General features: G+C 69.5%; 18 protein-coding genes and 1 riboswitch. Of the genes, 17 read left to right on the top strand and 1 reads right to left on the bottom strand.

The genetic code is table 11. The features are described 5' to 3' along the window. The first annotated feature begins 400 nt into the window (after window positions 1-400). The 11 genes from fmt to JL108_RS15725 all read left to right on the top strand — a co-directional run bounded on the left by fmt (window position 401) and on the right by JL108_RS15725 (window position 9,449). Window positions 401-1,324, top strand: coding sequence for a methionyl-tRNA formyltransferase (gene fmt, locus JL108_RS15775; RefSeq protein ID WP_205199128.1), 924 nt, complete (start codon window positions 401-403; stop codon window positions 1,322-1,324). A gap of 70 nt (window positions 1,325-1,394) precedes the next feature. Then, window positions 1,395-2,681, top strand: a complete 1,287-nt coding sequence (locus JL108_RS15770) for an RsmB/NOP family class I SAM-dependent RNA methyltransferase (protein WP_205199127.1) — start codon at window positions 1,395-1,397, stop codon at window positions 2,679-2,681. A 209-nt stretch (window positions 2,682-2,890) separates the two neighbouring features. Then, complete coding sequence (gene rpe, locus JL108_RS15765) at window positions 2,891-3,556, top strand: ribulose-phosphate 3-epimerase (protein WP_205199126.1); 666 nt, start codon at window positions 2,891-2,893, stop codon at window positions 3,554-3,556. A 175-nt stretch (window positions 3,557-3,731) separates the two neighbouring features. Further along, window positions 3,732-3,858, top strand: a riboswitch (FMN riboswitch). A 98-nt stretch (window positions 3,859-3,956) separates the two neighbouring features. After that, the gene (gene ribD / locus JL108_RS15760; protein WP_240191351.1) at window positions 3,957-4,985 is read left to right on the top strand and encodes a bifunctional diaminohydroxyphosphoribosylaminopyrimidine deaminase/5-amino-6-(5-phosphoribosylamino)uracil reductase RibD; all 1,029 of its coding nucleotides are present in this window, start codon (window positions 3,957-3,959) and stop codon (window positions 4,983-4,985) included. Continuing rightward, entirely contained in the window at window positions 4,985-5,596 is a 612-nt protein-coding gene (locus tag JL108_RS15755; protein WP_205199124.1) for a riboflavin synthase, read from the top strand. The genes ribD and JL108_RS15755 overlap by 1 nt, the downstream gene beginning before the upstream one ends. Beyond that, window positions 5,589-6,851, top strand: a complete 1,263-nt coding sequence (locus tag JL108_RS15750) for a bifunctional 3,4-dihydroxy-2-butanone-4-phosphate synthase/GTP cyclohydrolase II (RefSeq protein ID WP_205199123.1) — start codon at window positions 5,589-5,591, stop codon at window positions 6,849-6,851. Before JL108_RS15755 ends, JL108_RS15750 begins: the two co-directional genes overlap by 8 nt. After that, entirely contained in the window at window positions 6,848-7,321 is a 474-nt protein-coding gene (gene ribH, locus JL108_RS15745; protein ID WP_143914007.1) for a 6,7-dimethyl-8-ribityllumazine synthase, read from the top strand. Before JL108_RS15750 ends, ribH begins: the two co-directional genes overlap by 4 nt. Before the next feature lie 36 nt (window positions 7,322-7,357). After that, on the top strand, window positions 7,358-7,621 hold the full coding sequence (locus JL108_RS15740; RefSeq protein ID WP_143914006.1) for a phosphoribosyl-ATP diphosphatase: 264 nt from the start codon (window positions 7,358-7,360) through the stop codon (window positions 7,619-7,621). An 81-nt stretch (window positions 7,622-7,702) separates the two neighbouring features. After that, complete coding sequence (hisG, locus tag JL108_RS15735; RefSeq protein WP_143914005.1) at window positions 7,703-8,548, top strand: ATP phosphoribosyltransferase; 846 nt, start codon at window positions 7,703-7,705, stop codon at window positions 8,546-8,548. Between the two features lie 8 nt (window positions 8,549-8,556). Continuing rightward, window positions 8,557-8,961, top strand: a complete 405-nt coding sequence (locus JL108_RS15730) for a PH domain-containing protein (RefSeq protein WP_205199122.1) — start codon at window positions 8,557-8,559, stop codon at window positions 8,959-8,961. Continuing rightward, window positions 8,958-9,449: an SseB family protein gene (locus JL108_RS15725; RefSeq protein ID WP_143914003.1), complete on the top strand. Its 492-nt coding sequence runs from the start codon at window positions 8,958-8,960 to the stop codon at window positions 9,447-9,449. Before JL108_RS15730 ends, JL108_RS15725 begins: the two co-directional genes overlap by 4 nt. Here JL108_RS15725 and JL108_RS15720 read toward each other — a convergent pair whose 3' ends face one another. Continuing rightward, entirely contained in the window at window positions 9,450-9,959 is a 510-nt protein-coding gene (locus JL108_RS15720; protein WP_205199121.1) for a hypothetical protein, read from the bottom strand. Window positions 9,960-10,109: 150 nt separating this feature from the next. Between JL108_RS15720 and infC the strand changes: the two genes are divergently transcribed. The 6 genes from infC (at window position 10,110) to pheS (ending at window position 14,778) form a co-directional block, all read left to right on the top strand. Beyond that, window positions 10,110-10,901, top strand: coding sequence for a translation initiation factor IF-3 (gene infC / locus JL108_RS15715; RefSeq protein WP_307837291.1), 792 nt, complete (start codon window positions 10,110-10,112; stop codon window positions 10,899-10,901). A gap of 1 nt (window position 10,902) precedes the next feature. After that, window positions 10,903-11,097, top strand: coding sequence for a 50S ribosomal protein L35 (rpmI, locus tag JL108_RS15710; RefSeq protein WP_087623863.1), 195 nt, complete (start codon window positions 10,903-10,905; stop codon window positions 11,095-11,097). Between the two features lie 157 nt (window positions 11,098-11,254). Continuing rightward, window positions 11,255-11,647, top strand: a complete 393-nt coding sequence (rplT, locus tag JL108_RS15705) for a 50S ribosomal protein L20 (protein WP_087623864.1) — start codon at window positions 11,255-11,257, stop codon at window positions 11,645-11,647. A gap of 46 nt (window positions 11,648-11,693) precedes the next feature. Beyond that, window positions 11,694-12,464 carry an RNA methyltransferase gene (locus tag JL108_RS15700; RefSeq protein WP_307837290.1) on the top strand — a complete coding sequence of 257 codons (771 nt, stop codon included), beginning with the start codon at window positions 11,694-11,696 and terminating at the stop codon, window positions 12,462-12,464. Between the two features lie 57 nt (window positions 12,465-12,521). Next, window positions 12,522-13,544: a PAS domain-containing sensor histidine kinase gene (locus JL108_RS20545; RefSeq protein ID WP_307837289.1), complete on the top strand. Its 1,023-nt coding sequence runs from the start codon at window positions 12,522-12,524 to the stop codon at window positions 13,542-13,544. A 130-nt stretch (window positions 13,545-13,674) separates the two neighbouring features. Further along, window positions 13,675-14,778, top strand: coding sequence for a phenylalanine--tRNA ligase subunit alpha (gene pheS / locus JL108_RS15690; RefSeq protein WP_143913999.1), 1,104 nt, complete (start codon window positions 13,675-13,677; stop codon window positions 14,776-14,778). Window positions 14,779-14,780 lie beyond the last annotated feature (2 nt).

The raw sequence follows: 14,780 nt of genomic DNA, 5'->3' as shown, positions 1-14,780 counted from the left end.
CTCGGGGATGCGACGACCCGTTCCGCGGTGGTGGCGGTGGGCTGTCAACCTTTCCGGTGTGGTGGCGGTAGGTCGTCAACGTTTCCGGTGGGTGGTGGGGTTGACCAGCTACCGCCAGGGGGCTCGGGGATGCGACGACCCGTTCCGTGGTGTCTGCGGTGGGCTGTCAACCTTTCCGGTGTGGTGGCGGTAGGTCGTCAACGTTTCCGGTGGGTGATGGGGTTGACCACCTACCGCCAGAGGGCTCGGGGATGCGACAACCCGTTCCGTGGTGTCTGCGGTAGGTCATCAACCTTTCCGGTGTGGTGGCGGTGGGTCGTCAACGTTTCCGGTGGGTGATGGGGTTGACCACCTACCGCCAGAGGGCTGGGGGAGAGGCGACGGCCTAGACTCGATCGACGTGAGAGTCGTCTTCGCCGGAACCCCCGAGACCGCCGTCCCGACACTGCGCGCCCTGCTCGCGAGCCGGCACGAGGTGATCGCCGTGGTGACCCGGCCGGACGCCCGCGTCGGGCGCGGACGACGGCTCGAACCGTCCGCCGTCGCGGTGGCCGCCGAGGAGGCGGGTCTGCCGGTGCTCAAGCCGGTCTCGGCCTCGGATCCGGAGTTCCTCAACGAGCTGAGGTCGTTGAAGCCCGATGTCGGGACGATCGTCGCCTACGGAGCGCTCCTGCGCCGTGACTTGCTCGACCTGCCCGAGTTCGGCTGGATCAACCTGCACTTCTCCGTGCTGCCCGCCTGGCGTGGTGCCGCGCCGGTTCAGCGGTCGATCATGGCCGGGGACGAGGTCACGGGTGCGACGGTGTTCAGTCTCGTCGAGGAGCTCGACGCCGGCCCGGTGTTGGGCACGATCACCGAGCGCATCCGGCCCGAGGACACGTCGGGCACGCTGCTCGAACGGCTCGCCGACCTCGGGTCCCGGCTGCTGGTCGATGCCGTCGATCACATCGAGGACGGCGATATCGGTGCCATCGCTCAGCCTGAGGACGGGGTCTCGTACGCGGCCAAGCTGAGCACCGAGGATGCCCGCATCCTCTGGGATCGTCCGGCCTTCGCGGTCGACCGTCAGATCCGCGGATGCACCCCGGCGCCCGGTGCCTGGACGACCTACGACGACGCCCGGCTCAAGGTCGGCCCGGTCGAGACCACCGAGTCCAGCGATCTCGCCCCCGGCGAGGCGCGTATCACCAAGCGAGAGGTGCTCGTCGGCACCGCGACCGAGGACATCCGGCTCGGCCGGGTGCAGCCCCACGGCAAGAAGGAGATGGACGCCGCGGACTGGGGCCGCGGACTCGGCGGCGCGACGACGGTGAGTCTGCGATGAGCGCGCCGAGAACCGGGATTCGCTCTTGGTCGACGACGTGGGAGCACATCGTGGTACGGGTGGGGGAGCGATGAGTATCGACCCCGTTCGTGCGGTCGCCTACGAGGCGATGCGTGAGGTCGACGACAAGGACGCCTACGTCAACCTGGTCGTGCCGCGGCTGCTCCGCGATCGCGGCGTGACCGGACGCGACGCGGCCTTCGCGACCGAGCTGGTCAGCGGCACGATCCGGCTGCGCGGCACCTACGATGCCATCATCGCGACCCTCGCCCGACAGGGACTGGACCGGGTCGACGCGCCCGTCCTGGACGCCCTGCGGCTCGGCGCCCATCAGCTGCTCAGCATGCGGGTGCCCGATCACGCCGCCGTCTCGACCACGGTCGAGCTCGTGCGTCGGCACGTGGGTCACAAGCCGGTAGGCTTCACCAACGCCGTCCTGCGCAAGATCGCCTCGCGCGATCTCGAATCTTGGATCGGTGAGGTGACCCGCGAGCTGGAGGGCGATGAGGCACTGGCCGTCGCCTACTCCCATCCGGTCTGGATCGTCCGGGAGCTGCGAGCGGCCTTGCCCGACCCCGCCGAGCTGCCCGCACTTCTCACGGCCGACAACGCCCCGCCCAAGGTCACGCTCGTCGCCCGGCCAGGCCTCATCGATCCCGATGAGCTGCCCGGAACTCCCGGCGCGCTCTCCCCGTACGCCCGCATCCTCGACGCGGGAGGGGTGCCGGGGGACATCGCGGCGGTTCGTGACGGGCGAGCCGGTGTGCAGGACGAGGGCTCTCAGCTCGTGGCCCTCGGGGCGGCCGAGGCCCCGGTCGACGGGCGCGACGAGCGGTGGTTGGACCTGTGCGCCGGTCCCGGCGGCAAGGCGGCGCTCTGGGGCGCTCTGGCCAGACAGCGCGGTGCCGTGGTGGTGGCGAACGAGGTACAGCGACATCGCGCGGACCTGGTCCGTCAGGGGGTTCGCGCTCTCGACAATGTCGAGGTCACGGTCCACGACGGCCGGCACGGGCCGTGGGAGCCGGGCAGCTTCGACCGAGTGCTGGTCGACGCGCCGTGCACCGGCCTCGGCGCCTTGCGTCGTCGCCCGGAGTCCCGATGGCGGCGAACGCCGGACGACCTCGCCGATCTGACCCGATTGCAGCGCGATCTGCTCGACCGCGCTCTCGAGCTCGTCCGTCCCGGCGGTGTGGTCGCGTACGCGACCTGCTCGCCGGTCGTCGCAGAGACGCGAGGCGTGGTCGATGCGGTGGCCCGGGATCGGCCCGATGTGGTGCTGGAGTCGACTCGCCAATGGTGGCCGCATCGCGACGGTACGGATGCCATGTTCCTCGCCCTCCTGCGGCGTCCGGCCTGACCGACCCCCGTCCGTCCGTGAGCGGTGAGTTACGCACCTCTCGTCCCCTTGGGCGGTGAGTGACGCACCTCTCGCGGCACTTGAGGGGTGCGTATCCCACCGCCCGAACGGTTGAGGGGTGCGTAGGTCACCGCCCGAGCTGGGGCGGGCGGGCTGCGATGAGCCCGCCGCCTCGAGTCCTGCCACGACAGGTCACTAGGCTGAGCGCCATGGCCGACGTGCGTATCACCCCCAGCCTGCTCAACGCCGACTTCGCCCGGATCGCCGAGGAGGCGGCCCGGATCCCGAGTGCCGATTTCCTGCACATGGACGTCATGGACAACCACTTCGTGCCCAATCTGACCCTGGGGGCGCCGGTGATCGAGTCGCTCGCCCGCAGCGCCGCGCAGCCGATCGACGCTCATCTGATGATCGAGGATCCCGATCGCTGGGGACCGGCCTTCGTCGAGGCCGGGGCATCGAGTGTGACCTTCCACGTCGAGGCCGCTCACGCGCCCGTCCGCCTCGCGCGAGAGCTGCGGGCGAAGGGGGCCCGGGCGTCGATGGCGCTCAAGCCCGCGACGCCGATCGAGCCCTACGCCGATCTGCTGCCCGAGCTGGACATGGTGCTCGTCATGACCGTGGAGCCCGGCTTCGGCGGCCAGAAGTTCCTCGATCTGTGCCTGCCCAAGATCCGGCGCACCCGCGAGCTGTTGGACAAGGTCGGCGGCGATATCTGGCTCCAGGTCGATGGGGGAGTCTCCGTCGAGACGATCGAGCGCTGCGCCGAGGCCGGCGCGGACACCTTCGTCGCCGGTTCGGCGGTCTTCGGTGCCGACGACCCCGGCGCGATGGTCGAGACCCTGCGCGCACAGGCCGCCGCCTGCCGCCACTGAGCCGGGTGATCTCACCCCTGGGCAGGTGAGCTATCCCCTACCTCTCCGGTGTCGGTGCGGGGTGACGCACCGCCCGTGGAGCCGGGTGCGGGACGACCCACCGCCGACTCAACCGACGAGTGGGTGACCGGCCGTGTCACGAGCCGGGTAGACTGATCGCCATCAGAGCCATGTGCTCGCGTGCCCGGGGTCGGTGAAAGTCCGAGCCGGCGGTGACAGTCCGCGACCCGCGCCCTTCGGGGCCGGTTGACCTGGTGGAACTCCAGGACCGACGGTGAAAGTCCGGATGGGAGGCGCACGCGACGACGGTGAGCCACGTGCCCCGTCGTCGGACCCCGGACGTGCGGGCATCGACCGCGGAAGGGGACCAGTGCCGACCACTGAGCACGAGATCGCCGCCATGCGTCGCGCCCTCGAGGCCGCCCGCGACAATGTCAACGTCCTGCCCAATCCGAGCGTCGGATGTGTGATCCTCGACGATTCCGGACAGGAGCTCGCCCTCGGCCGCACAGCCCGGCCCGGCGGCCCGCACGCCGAGGCCGACGCCCTCGCGCAGCTCGGCGGCATCGCCCAGGGCGCGACGGCCGTCGTCACCCTCGAGCCCTGTGGGCACACCGGCCGTACCGGTCCGTGTGCCCAGGCGCTGATCGATGCCGGTGTCGCCCGCGTCGTGTACGCGATCGACGATCCGCACCCGGCCGCCGGCGGGGGAGCGACGATGCTCCGCGACGCGGGCGTCCACGTCGAGTCCGGCCTGCTCGCCGACGAGGTGCGCGAGCAGCTCGCTCCGTGGGCCTACCGCTACTGGCACGGCCGGCCGTACGTCACCTGGAAGTACGCGGCCACGCTCGATGGGCTCAGCGCGGCACCGGACGGCACCAGCAAGTGGATCACGAGCCCCGAGGCGCGACGCGACGTACAGCGCTTCCGTGCCGAGTGCGATGCGATCATGGCCGGGACCGGTGCCGTGCTCGCCGACGATCCCCGGCTCTCCGTCCGCGACGAGAACGACCTGCCCTTGCCCTATGAGCGACAGCCCATGCGGATCGTCGTCGGCGAGACCACGATCCCCAACTACTACCGGGTGTTCGACCGGGTCGCGCCGACGCTGCTGATCCAGTCCCGCGAGCCGCGAGACGTGCTCGCCAAGCTGATGGAAAACGACATCCACCACGTGTGGCTGGAAGGTGGTCCACGCCTGGCCGGAGCCTTCTGGAACGAAGGCGTCATCGATCGCGTCATCGGCTACATCGCCCCGGCGATGCTCGGTTCGGGACGCGCGGCCCTGGAAGGCGAGGCCACCACCCTCGCGGATTTACGGCCGATCGAGATCGACGATCTGCGCACAGTCGGGCCGGACATCCGCATCGTCGGCACACCGGGTCCGCCCCCGCGCGAGGCCATGGGCAAGGGAGAGGGGTACGAGTGATGTTCACCGGTCTGATCGAAGAGGTCGGCGAGGTCATCGGCGTCCAGGACCAGGGCGATGCCGTCCGGCTCACCGTCCGCGGTCCGGTCGTCACCGACGGCGCCCGGCACGGCGACTCCATCGCCGTCAACGGGGTCTGTCTCACGGTGACCGATCCCACGGCGGACACCTTCACCGCCGACGTGATGCGTGAGTCGCTGGAGCGGTCGTCACTCGGTGATCTGACAGGTGGCTCGCGGGTCAACCTGGAACGCGCCATGCTGCCGACGACGCGCTTCGGCGGGCATGTCGTGCAGGGGCACGTCGACGGGACGGCGCAGCTGCTCGACCGGACGCCCAGCGAGCATTGGGAGGTCCTGCGGTTCGCGCTGCCTGAGTCGCTCGCGCGCTATCTGGTCGAGAAGGGCTCCATCACGGTGGACGGCACGTCCCTGACCGTGGTGGAGGTCGCCGACGATCCCGAGCCCTGGTTCTCCGTCTCGCTGATCCCCACCACCCTCGCCGACACGACGCTGGGGGCCTTGGCTCCCGGCGCGCGTGTGAATCTCGAAGTCGACGTGCTGGCCAAGTACGTCGAGCGACTGCTCGCGAAAGGAGCCGTCCATGGCTGAGTCCACCCGTATCCGCCTCGACTCGATCGAGCGGGCCGTCGCCGACATCGCTGCCGGCAAGGCCATCGTCGTCGTCGACGACGAGAACCGTGAGAACGAGGGCGACATCATCTTCGCCGCCTCGAAGGCCACACCGGAGCTGATGGCCTTCCTCGTCCGCTACTCCAGCGGCCTGATCTGCGCGCCGGTCGTGGGGGAGATCCTCGACCGGCTGGCGATCCCGCTGATGACGCCGCACAACCGCGATCGGCTGCGAACCGCGTACACGGTGTCGATCGACGCGCGCGACGGCGTCACCACCGGCATCTCCGCGGCCGATCGTGCCCGGACCTGCCGGGTGCTGGCGGACTCGGCGACCGAGCCCTTCGAACTCGTTCAGCCCGGTCACATCGTCCCGCTGCGGGCGAAGCCCGGGGGCGTGCTGGAGCGCCCGGGCCACACGGAGGCCGCCGTGGACTTCGCTCGCCTCGCCGGGCTCACGCAGGCGGGCGTCATCGGCGAGGTGATGAACGACGACGGCACGCTCAAGCGTCTGCCCGACCTGCGCGCCTTCGCCGACGAGCACGATCTCGCTCTGGTCTCCATCGAGGACCTGCAGATCTACCGCCGGTTGCACGAGTCGCAGATCGAGCGGCGCGCCACCACGCGGCTGCCCACCGAGTTCGGCGAGTTCACCGCGTACGGCTTCCGCGACACCATCGACGGCTCGGAGCACATCGCGCTGGTCTACGGCGAGCCGGGCGCCGATGACGTCTTGACCCGGCTGCACTCCGAGTGCCTCACCGGCGACGTGCTCGGCTCCCGGCGCTGTGACTGCGGTCCGCAGCTGCAGGCGTCGATGGCCGCGATCACGGCGGCAGGGGCGGGCGTGGTGGTCTATCTGCGTGGACACGAGGGCCGAGGGATCGGCCTGCTGCACAAGCTGCAGGCCTATGAGCTGCAGGACCAGGGGCGGGACACCGTCGACGCCAATCTCGAGCTCGGCTTCGGGGAGGACGATCGCGATTACGCGGCCGGCGCGCAGATGCTGCGTGAGCTCGGTATCGCCTCCGTGCGGCTGCTGACCAATAACCCCGACAAGGCCGTTCAACTGGGACGGTACGGTGTCACGGTGGCGGAACGGCTGCCGATCGCGGTGCGCCCGACCCGTGACAATCTGCGCTACTTGCAGACCAAGGCGGCCCGGATGGGACACGACCTGCCCGACCTGACCGCCTACGACGACGTCGACCTCGATCAAGGAGTTTCACTATGAGCGGGCATGGAGCGCCCTCGCTGAGCACCGACGCCTCGGGGGCCAAGGTGGCGATCGTCGCCTCCAGCTGGCACACCGCCGTCATGGATGGTCTCGTGGCGGGCGCCCAGCTGGCTCTCGCCGATGCGCACGCCAGCGATGTGACCCTCATCCGCACCGCCGGGTCCTTCGAGCTGCCGCTCGTCGCCAAGGCGGCGGCGGAGGCCGAGTACGACGTCGTCATCGCCCTCGGCGTCATCATCCGGGGCGGTACGCCGCACTTCGAGTACGTCTCCTCAGCGGCCACCGACGGCCTGTCGCGCGCGTCCCTGGACACCGGAGTCCCGATCGGTTTCGGCCTGCTCACCTGCGACACCGAGGAGCAGGCCCTCGACCGTGCGGGCCTGGCCGACAGCCGTGAGGACAAGGGCCGCGAGGCCGCCGAGGCCGCGCTCGCGAGCTGGGCGACCCTCGGCTGGCTACGCGGTTGACCGGCCGGCCAGAGCACCCGGATAGACTGACGCGCGATGAAGACGTTCGAGGGCCTGTTCGCCGAGCTGCAGCAGAAGGCCGCTGCGCGCCCTGAGGGCTCGGGCACGGTCGCCGAGATCGATGCCGGCGTCCACTTCATCGGCAAGAAGCTGGTCGAGGAGGCCGCCGAGTCGTGGATGGCGGTCGAGCACGAAGGCCCCGAGCGCGCGGCCGAGGAGCTCAGCCAGCTGCTGTACCACGCGCAGGTGATGATGATCGCCGCCGGCATCTCGCTCGACGACGTCTACGCGCATCTGTGACGGCAGCGGGCCTCGACCACCGAATGCCCCGGGCTCCGCCGCTGCCGTGAACCGAGCCCGATCGGACGAAAGAGTCAGACCATGTTGAAGGTCGCCGTTCCCAACAAGGGGGCCTTGTCTGAGGCCGCCTCCCTCATGCTCACCGAGGCCGGCTATCGCCAGCGTCGCAATGCCAAGGACCTCGTCACCGTCGATCACGACAACCAGGTGGAGTTCTTCTATCTGCGTCCTCGCGATATCGCCATCTACGTCGGTGAGGGGACGCTCGATGTCGGTATCACCGGGCGTGACCTCCTGCTGGACTCGGGCGCGCAGGCCGAGGAGATCATGACCCTCGGCTTCGGGGCCTCGACCTTCCGCTTCGCGGCGCCGGCCGGGACGCTGGCGGCGGAGAGCGAGCTCGCGGGCCGGCGCATCGCGACGTCCTATCCGGGCATCGTCCGCCCGCATCTCGAGCGGCTGGGCATCGAGTCCGATGTCGTACGGCTCGACGGCGCGGTGGAGACCTCGATCCGACTCGGCGTCGCGGATGCGATCGCCGATGTCGTCGAGACCGGCACCACCTTGCGCCAGGCAGGACTCGAGGTGTTCGGGGAGCCGATCCTTCGCTCGGAGGCCGTCGTCGTCACGCGGGGCAATGGCACCGATCCCGACGGGTTGGAGGTGTTCCGCCGCCGGCTGGAGAGCGTGATCGTGGCGCGGACCTACGTGATGATGGACTACGACATCAGCACGGACCGGGTCGAGGACGCCGTGCGTCTGACTCCCGGCATCGAGTCGCCCACGGTGTCGCCCCTCCATCGCGAGGGCTGGGCCGCGGTGCGGTCGATGGTGCCACGTGAGACCGCTCAACGGGTGATGGACGATCTGTTCGCGATCGGTGCCCGCGGCATCCTCGTCACCGATATCCTGGCCTGCCGGATCTGATGTCCGAGGTGCGCAGGTTCCGCCCGGTGGCGGTGGCGATCGTGATGTGGATGTCGACCGCCGTCCTCGTGGTGATGATGGTCGTGGTCGGCAATGCCATTCCCGAGGACTACCGTTTCAGCGTGCTGCAGGCACTGACCCTGTGGGGTTTCATCGGCGTCATCGCTCTCTTGGCCTTCGCCGTCACGTGGAGCAATGTGCGGGCTGACGCCGAGGGACTGACCGTCGTCAACGGGTTCCGGCGGCACCGCTTCGCGTGGTCGCAGATCGCCGCGATCTCGATGCGCGACGGTGCGCCCTGGCCGACACTCGTCACCCAGGAGGACCGACGCGTCATCCTCTTCGCGATCCAGGGCAGTGACGGCGATTCTGCCCGCGAGGCGGTCCGCTGGCTGCAGGAGCAGATCTCATGAGCGAGCGGGAACATGAGCGCTCCCTGGCCGAGCCGGCCTTCCCGGGCGACGACGGGCAGATCGACCCCTTGCTGGCCGAGGTGGCCGATGGTGAGCTCGTCGATGTGTTGAGCCGCTACGGCGCCGCGCGGGTCTTCGTGCCGGTGGTGGCGGTGCTCACCTCCGATCCGCAGACCGCGCTCACCGAGGGCGACAAGGGCGCCGACATGGCCGCGGTGCTGATGACCGGGGCCGACGGTCGCCAGGCGCTGCTCACGTTCACCAGCGTCGCGGCGATGCAGCGATGGAATCCGCAGGCCAGGCCTGTCCCGGTCTACGGACGCGATGCCGCCCGCTCGGCACGCTCCGAGGGCGCCGCCGCGCTCCTGGTCGACCTCGGATCACCGGGGTTCCGCGTCATCGAGACCGAAGACCTGGAGCACATCGCCGCCGAGCACGTCCTGGTCCGCACCGCGACCGGGACGGCCTGGGTCAGCCCAGGTCAGTGATCACCGGTCGACGGCCCGCAGGGCACGCTCGACGGCGTCGAGCGCCTTCGGCACCGAACGCTGGTTGACGAGCCCTTCCAGGGCGTGCGCCGTCACCTCGACCCGATCCCGCAGCCAGACCAGCTGGACCACCGCGGTGTTCATGTTCAGCCATCCGGTTCCCATCAGGCCGATCACCGCGGCATCCTCCGCCGAGGGGAGCTCCTGCCGCAGGAGCCGCCGCACGGCCTTCAGCGCCTCGGTTGAGCGGGGGACCGGCACCGTCCTGGTCTGGCCGAGCACGCGGGTGAACATGCGTGCTCCGAGGCGCCCGCCGGTCCGCCCACCGCTCGATCCGCCGCGTGCACCGGCGGCGCCGCCGATCGCACCGCCGACGGCTGAGCCGCCGATCGCGCCGCCGACGGCACCCCCGGCGGCCCCGGCCTCGCCATTGCTGTCGATGAGGATCTCGCGTACGCGATCGGCGGTCAGCAGAGGCGATGGATGGTCCCGTCGAGGCTGAGAGCTCATGGCACCATGATGGCGGCGGAGGCGGGCGCTGCGTCCTGGCGGCCCCGATTTCCTCGGGAACAAGAGTGCTGCTACGATGGTTGATCGAAGTGGAGGTCACCTCCCACCTGCCTGGTCCCCGGACCTTGAGGTTCTGCGCATGGCGTACACGTGTCGTCATGCGTCCGGAGCGGTAACGCACGCTCCGCTGGTGGCCTTCGTTTCGCGGAGGCCATTTTTCATGTCCTCCCTCCACGACCCACAGGAGGACCCATCAGCAACGAGCTGCGCGTCAACGAGCGGATTCGCGTTCCCGAAGTACGCCTCGTCGGACCGAGTGGTGAGCAAGTCGGCATCGTCCGTATCGAGGATGCCCTGCGCCTGGCCGCCGAGGCCGACCTCGACCTCGTCGAGGTGGCCCCCCAGGCACGCCCGCCGGTCGCCCGTCTCATGGACTACGGCAAGTTCAAGTACGAGGCGGCGCAGAAGGCCCGCGAGTCCCGGCGCAACCAGACGAACACGATCATCAAGGAGATGAAGCTCCGACCGAAGATCGATCAGCACGACTACGACACCAAGAAGGGTCACGTCGTGCGGTTCCTCAAGGCCGGAGACAAGGTCAAGATCACGATCATGTTCCGTGGCCGTGAGCAGCACCGCCCCGAGCTCGGCTTCCGCCTGTTGCAGAAGCTCGCCGAGGATGTGCAGGATCTCGGCTTCATCGAGTCGAACGCCCGCCAGGACGGTCGCAATATGACGATGGTGCTCGGCCCTCACAAGAAGAAGTCCGAAGCGCAGGCGGAGGTCCGGGCCGAGAAGGAACAGACCACCGCGCAGCGAGCCGCGGATGCCGAGGCGGAGGCGGAGGCCGAGAAGGCCCACCGCGAAGCCCACCAGCAGAACGCGACGCCGAAGAAGCCCCGGCGTCGCTCGGAGAACCTCGACCCAGACATGGAGGCATAACATGCCGAAGTTCAAGCCCCACTCGGGCATGAAGAAGCGCGTCAAGACCACGGGCAAGGGCAAGCTGCGTCGCCAGCAGGCCAACCGTTACCACCTGGCGGAGCACAAGCCCTCGTCGCGGATGCGTCGCCTCGACGGCACCACCGGCGTGTCCAAGGCCGACACCAAGCAGGTCAAGAAGCTGCTCGGGCTCTAAGGGGTTCCGCCGGCAGGGGAGGCTCGAAAGGCGTCCGAGCCTGCCAGCGAGCCTGCGCCTTGCGAGCATCCCACGGCTGCGACGCTCGCAACGCCACCCCCACCAGCGGAACCTCTAAGCCCCGTCCGCGACACCAGAACTTTCTAAGGAGACACCTATGGCACGCGTCAAGCGTTCCGTGAACGCCCAGAAGAAGCGCCGCGAGGTCCTCGATCGCGCATCGGGCTACCGTGGTCAGCGTTCGCGCCTGTACCGCAAGGCCAAGGAGCAGGTCACCCACTCGCTGGTCTACTCCTACAACGACCGCCGCGCCAAGAAGGGCGACTTCCGTCGGCTCTGGATCCAGCGCATCAACGCCGCGGCGCGTGCGCAGGGTCTGACGTACAACCGCTTCATCCAGGGCCTCAAGGCCGCCGAGGTCGAGGTCGACCGCAAGATCCTCGCCGATCTGGCCGTCAACGACATCGACGCGTTCAACGCCCTCGTCGAGGTGGCCAAGGCCAACCTGCCCGAGGATGTCAACGCGCCCAAGGCCGATTCCGCGGCCTGAGCCGGACCCGACGACTCACGTGGCGAGCTCGCCCGGTGTGCTGAGTGTGCGTTCCGCACGCGTCAAGCACGCTCGGCGGCTCGCCGCGCGGTCGTTCCGGGCCAAGACCGGCGAGTTCCTCGCCGAGGGGCCGCAGGCGGTCCGTGAGGCGCTGACCCTCGCCGGCACCGTCATCGAGGTCTTCGCGACGGCCGAGGCCTCGCGGCGACACGAGGCCTGGCAGGCGGACGGCCTGACGTGGCACGTCGTCGACGACGACGTGCTCGTCGAGATCGCCGACTCGGTCCAGCCGCAGGGGATCGTGGCCCGGTGTCGTGACCTCACCCGCACGATCGCCTCGATCGAGGCGATCGCCTGGCGGCTGGTGATCGTGTGCTTCGAGATCCGCGATCCCGGCAACCTCGGTGCGGTCATCCGGGTGGCCGATGCGGCGGGTGCCGACGCGGTCCTCGTGATCGGCGACAGCGTCGATCCCCTCAATCCGAAAGTCGTCCGTTCGACGGCCGGTTCGCTGTTCCATCTGCCGATCGTCGTCGAGCGCGATGCCGATCGGGCGTTGACCCTCATCGGACGGCGTGATGTTCAACTGCTCGCTGCCGACGGCGGGGGAGAGGCGCAGCTCTTCGATGACGCGGTCGATCTCGCCCGTCCCACCGCCTGGCTGATGGGCAATGAGGCTCACGGCCTGCCCATGGCGGTCCGTGAGCGCTGCGACCAGGTCGTGGGTGTTCCGATCTACGGGCGGGCTGAGAGTCTCAACCTGGCCACGGCCGCCGCGGTCTGCGCGTATGCCTCGGCCCACGCGCTGCGGGGCTGATCCGCGATAGCCCTCCCGAGTGGGACGGTACCGTCCGCTCGGACTATCCTCGATGGTGTGCTCGAGAACTTTCCCGACGGGATCGTGATCGCCGATGCCGAGGGCCGCGTCACCTTCGTCAACGCGCGGACGCGCGAGATGGCGAGGGCCGTCGGCGACGAGATGCTCGGCATGCACATCAAGGACGCCATCCCCTTCGACGATCTCAGCGGTCACTCCTGGTACGACGTGGTGCGTCCCTACGACGGCTTCGAGCTGCGCACCCGGATCTCGGAGCATTCCTGGTGGTCGCCGCGCGGCAGTGAGTACCTCATCACCGCTTCCCTGGAGCGTGAGCGTCCGGCCGGACGGGTCGTACGGGTGGTGGTGTCGATCCGCAACGCCCGGATCCGCAACCAGCGTGACCGTGAGCGCTCCGACATGGTGGCGACCGTGGCGCACGAGCTGCGATCGCCGCTGACCGGTATCAAGGGGTTCACCGCCACGCTGCTGAGTCGCTGGGACCAGTTCAGCGAGGACCAGCGCAAGTTCATGCTCACGACGGTCGACGCGGACGCCGACCGGTTGAGCCGGCTCATCGCCGAGCTGCTCGATGCCGCGCGGATCGATTCGGGGCGGCTCACCTTGCGCACCGGGCCGGTCACCGTCGATGCGCTGGCGGGCCGCGTGCTGGCCAGCGTCTTCGCCGCCTCCGACGAGCGACCTGAGCCGGTGATCGAGGGGGAGATCCCCGTCGTGTGGGGCGATGAGGACCGGTTGACGCAGGTGCTCACCAATCTCGTGGAGAACGCGATACGGCACGGCGAGGGCCTGCGCGATGTCGTGGTGCGCGCGGTCGGGGACGGGATCGAGCTGGAGGTCAGCGACCACGGCAGCGGCATCCCCGCCGAGCTGCGGCAGCGCGTGTTCAGCCGGTTCTGGAAGTCCGGCCCCGGTGCCGGGAGCGGCCTGGGCATGTTCATCGTGCGCGGCGTCGTGGAACAGCATCACGGCACGATCGACATCGGCTCGACCGAGGTCGGCGGCGCACGCATCACCGTGAGGCTGCCGATCAACGAGCCCGCCGGTCTGACCGACTAGCGCCCTCCGGGCCCGACTTTTGCCGGGTTGTGGCCCTGTGAGACATCGGGAACGGGCCACAACCCGGCAAAAGTCGCACGCCTTGCGGCCCTGTCCACCGGGTGGACGCCCCGTCGATAGACTCGTTCTCATGTCCGCGCCCAACTCCGACTACGACCCCGTCGAGGTCACCCCCCTGCGTGCCGACGAGGTCGAGCGCATGCGCGACGAGGCGCTCGCGGCGATCGCCGCGGCCGACTCGATCGAGGCGCTCAAGCAGGTCAAGATCGAGCACGTCGGCGACCGCTCGCCCCTCGCGCTGGCCAATCGCGAGATCGGGGCGCTGCCCCCGCAGGCGCGCAAGGAGGCCGGGCAGCGAGTCGGCCAGGCGCGCGGTGCCGTCAGCCAGGCCCTCGCTCGCCGCACGGACGAGGTCGAGGCGCAGGAGTTCGAGCGCAGGCTGGCCGCCGAGGCGGTCGACGTCACCCTGCCGACCGACCGGGAGCCGGTCGGCGCTCGCCATCCGCTGACGACGATCCAGGATCACGTCAGCGATATCTTCGTCGCGATGGGCTGGGAGATCGGCGAGGGCCCCGAGGTCGAGGCCGAGTGGCTCAACTTCGATGCCCTCAACCTCGGCCCCGATCATCCGGCTCGCACCATGATGGACACCTTCTGGGTGACCCCGGAGTCTGCCGCGATGGTGCTGCGCACCCACACCTCGCCGGTCCAGGCGCGCACGATGCTGACCCGCACCCCACCCATCTACATCGCCTGCCCGGGCCGGGTCTTCCGCACCGACGAGCCCGACGCGACCCACGCCCCCGTGTTCCACCAGGTCGAGGGACTCGCCATCGACGAGGGCCTGTCGATGGCCCACCTCAAGGGCACGCTTGACCACCTCGCCCGGGCGATCTACGGAGCGGACATCACCACGCGTTTCCGTCCGTCGTACTTCCCGTTCACCGAGCCGAGCGCCGAGGTCGACCTGCTCTGCTATGTGTGCCACAACGACCCCGCGCACGTGGCCGACTGCCCGACCTGCCGCGGCGAGGGATGGGTCGAGTGGGGCGGCTGCGGCGTCGTCAACCCGCGCGTGCTGATCGCCTGCGGGGTCGACCCCGAGCGGTACTCGGGTTTCGCCTTCGGCATGGGCCTGGACCGCACCATCACCAGCCGTTACGACATCGCCGACCTGCGCGATCTCTGGGACGGCGACATCCGCTTCACCGAGCCCTTCGGCATCGGTCTGTGACA

The organism is Aeromicrobium sp. YIM 150415, from assembly GCF_016918125.1.
Classification (GTDB): Bacteria; Actinomycetota; Actinomycetes; order Propionibacteriales; family Nocardioidaceae; genus Aeromicrobium; species Aeromicrobium piscarium.
This window is presented reverse-complemented; position numbering and strand designations above follow the sequence as displayed.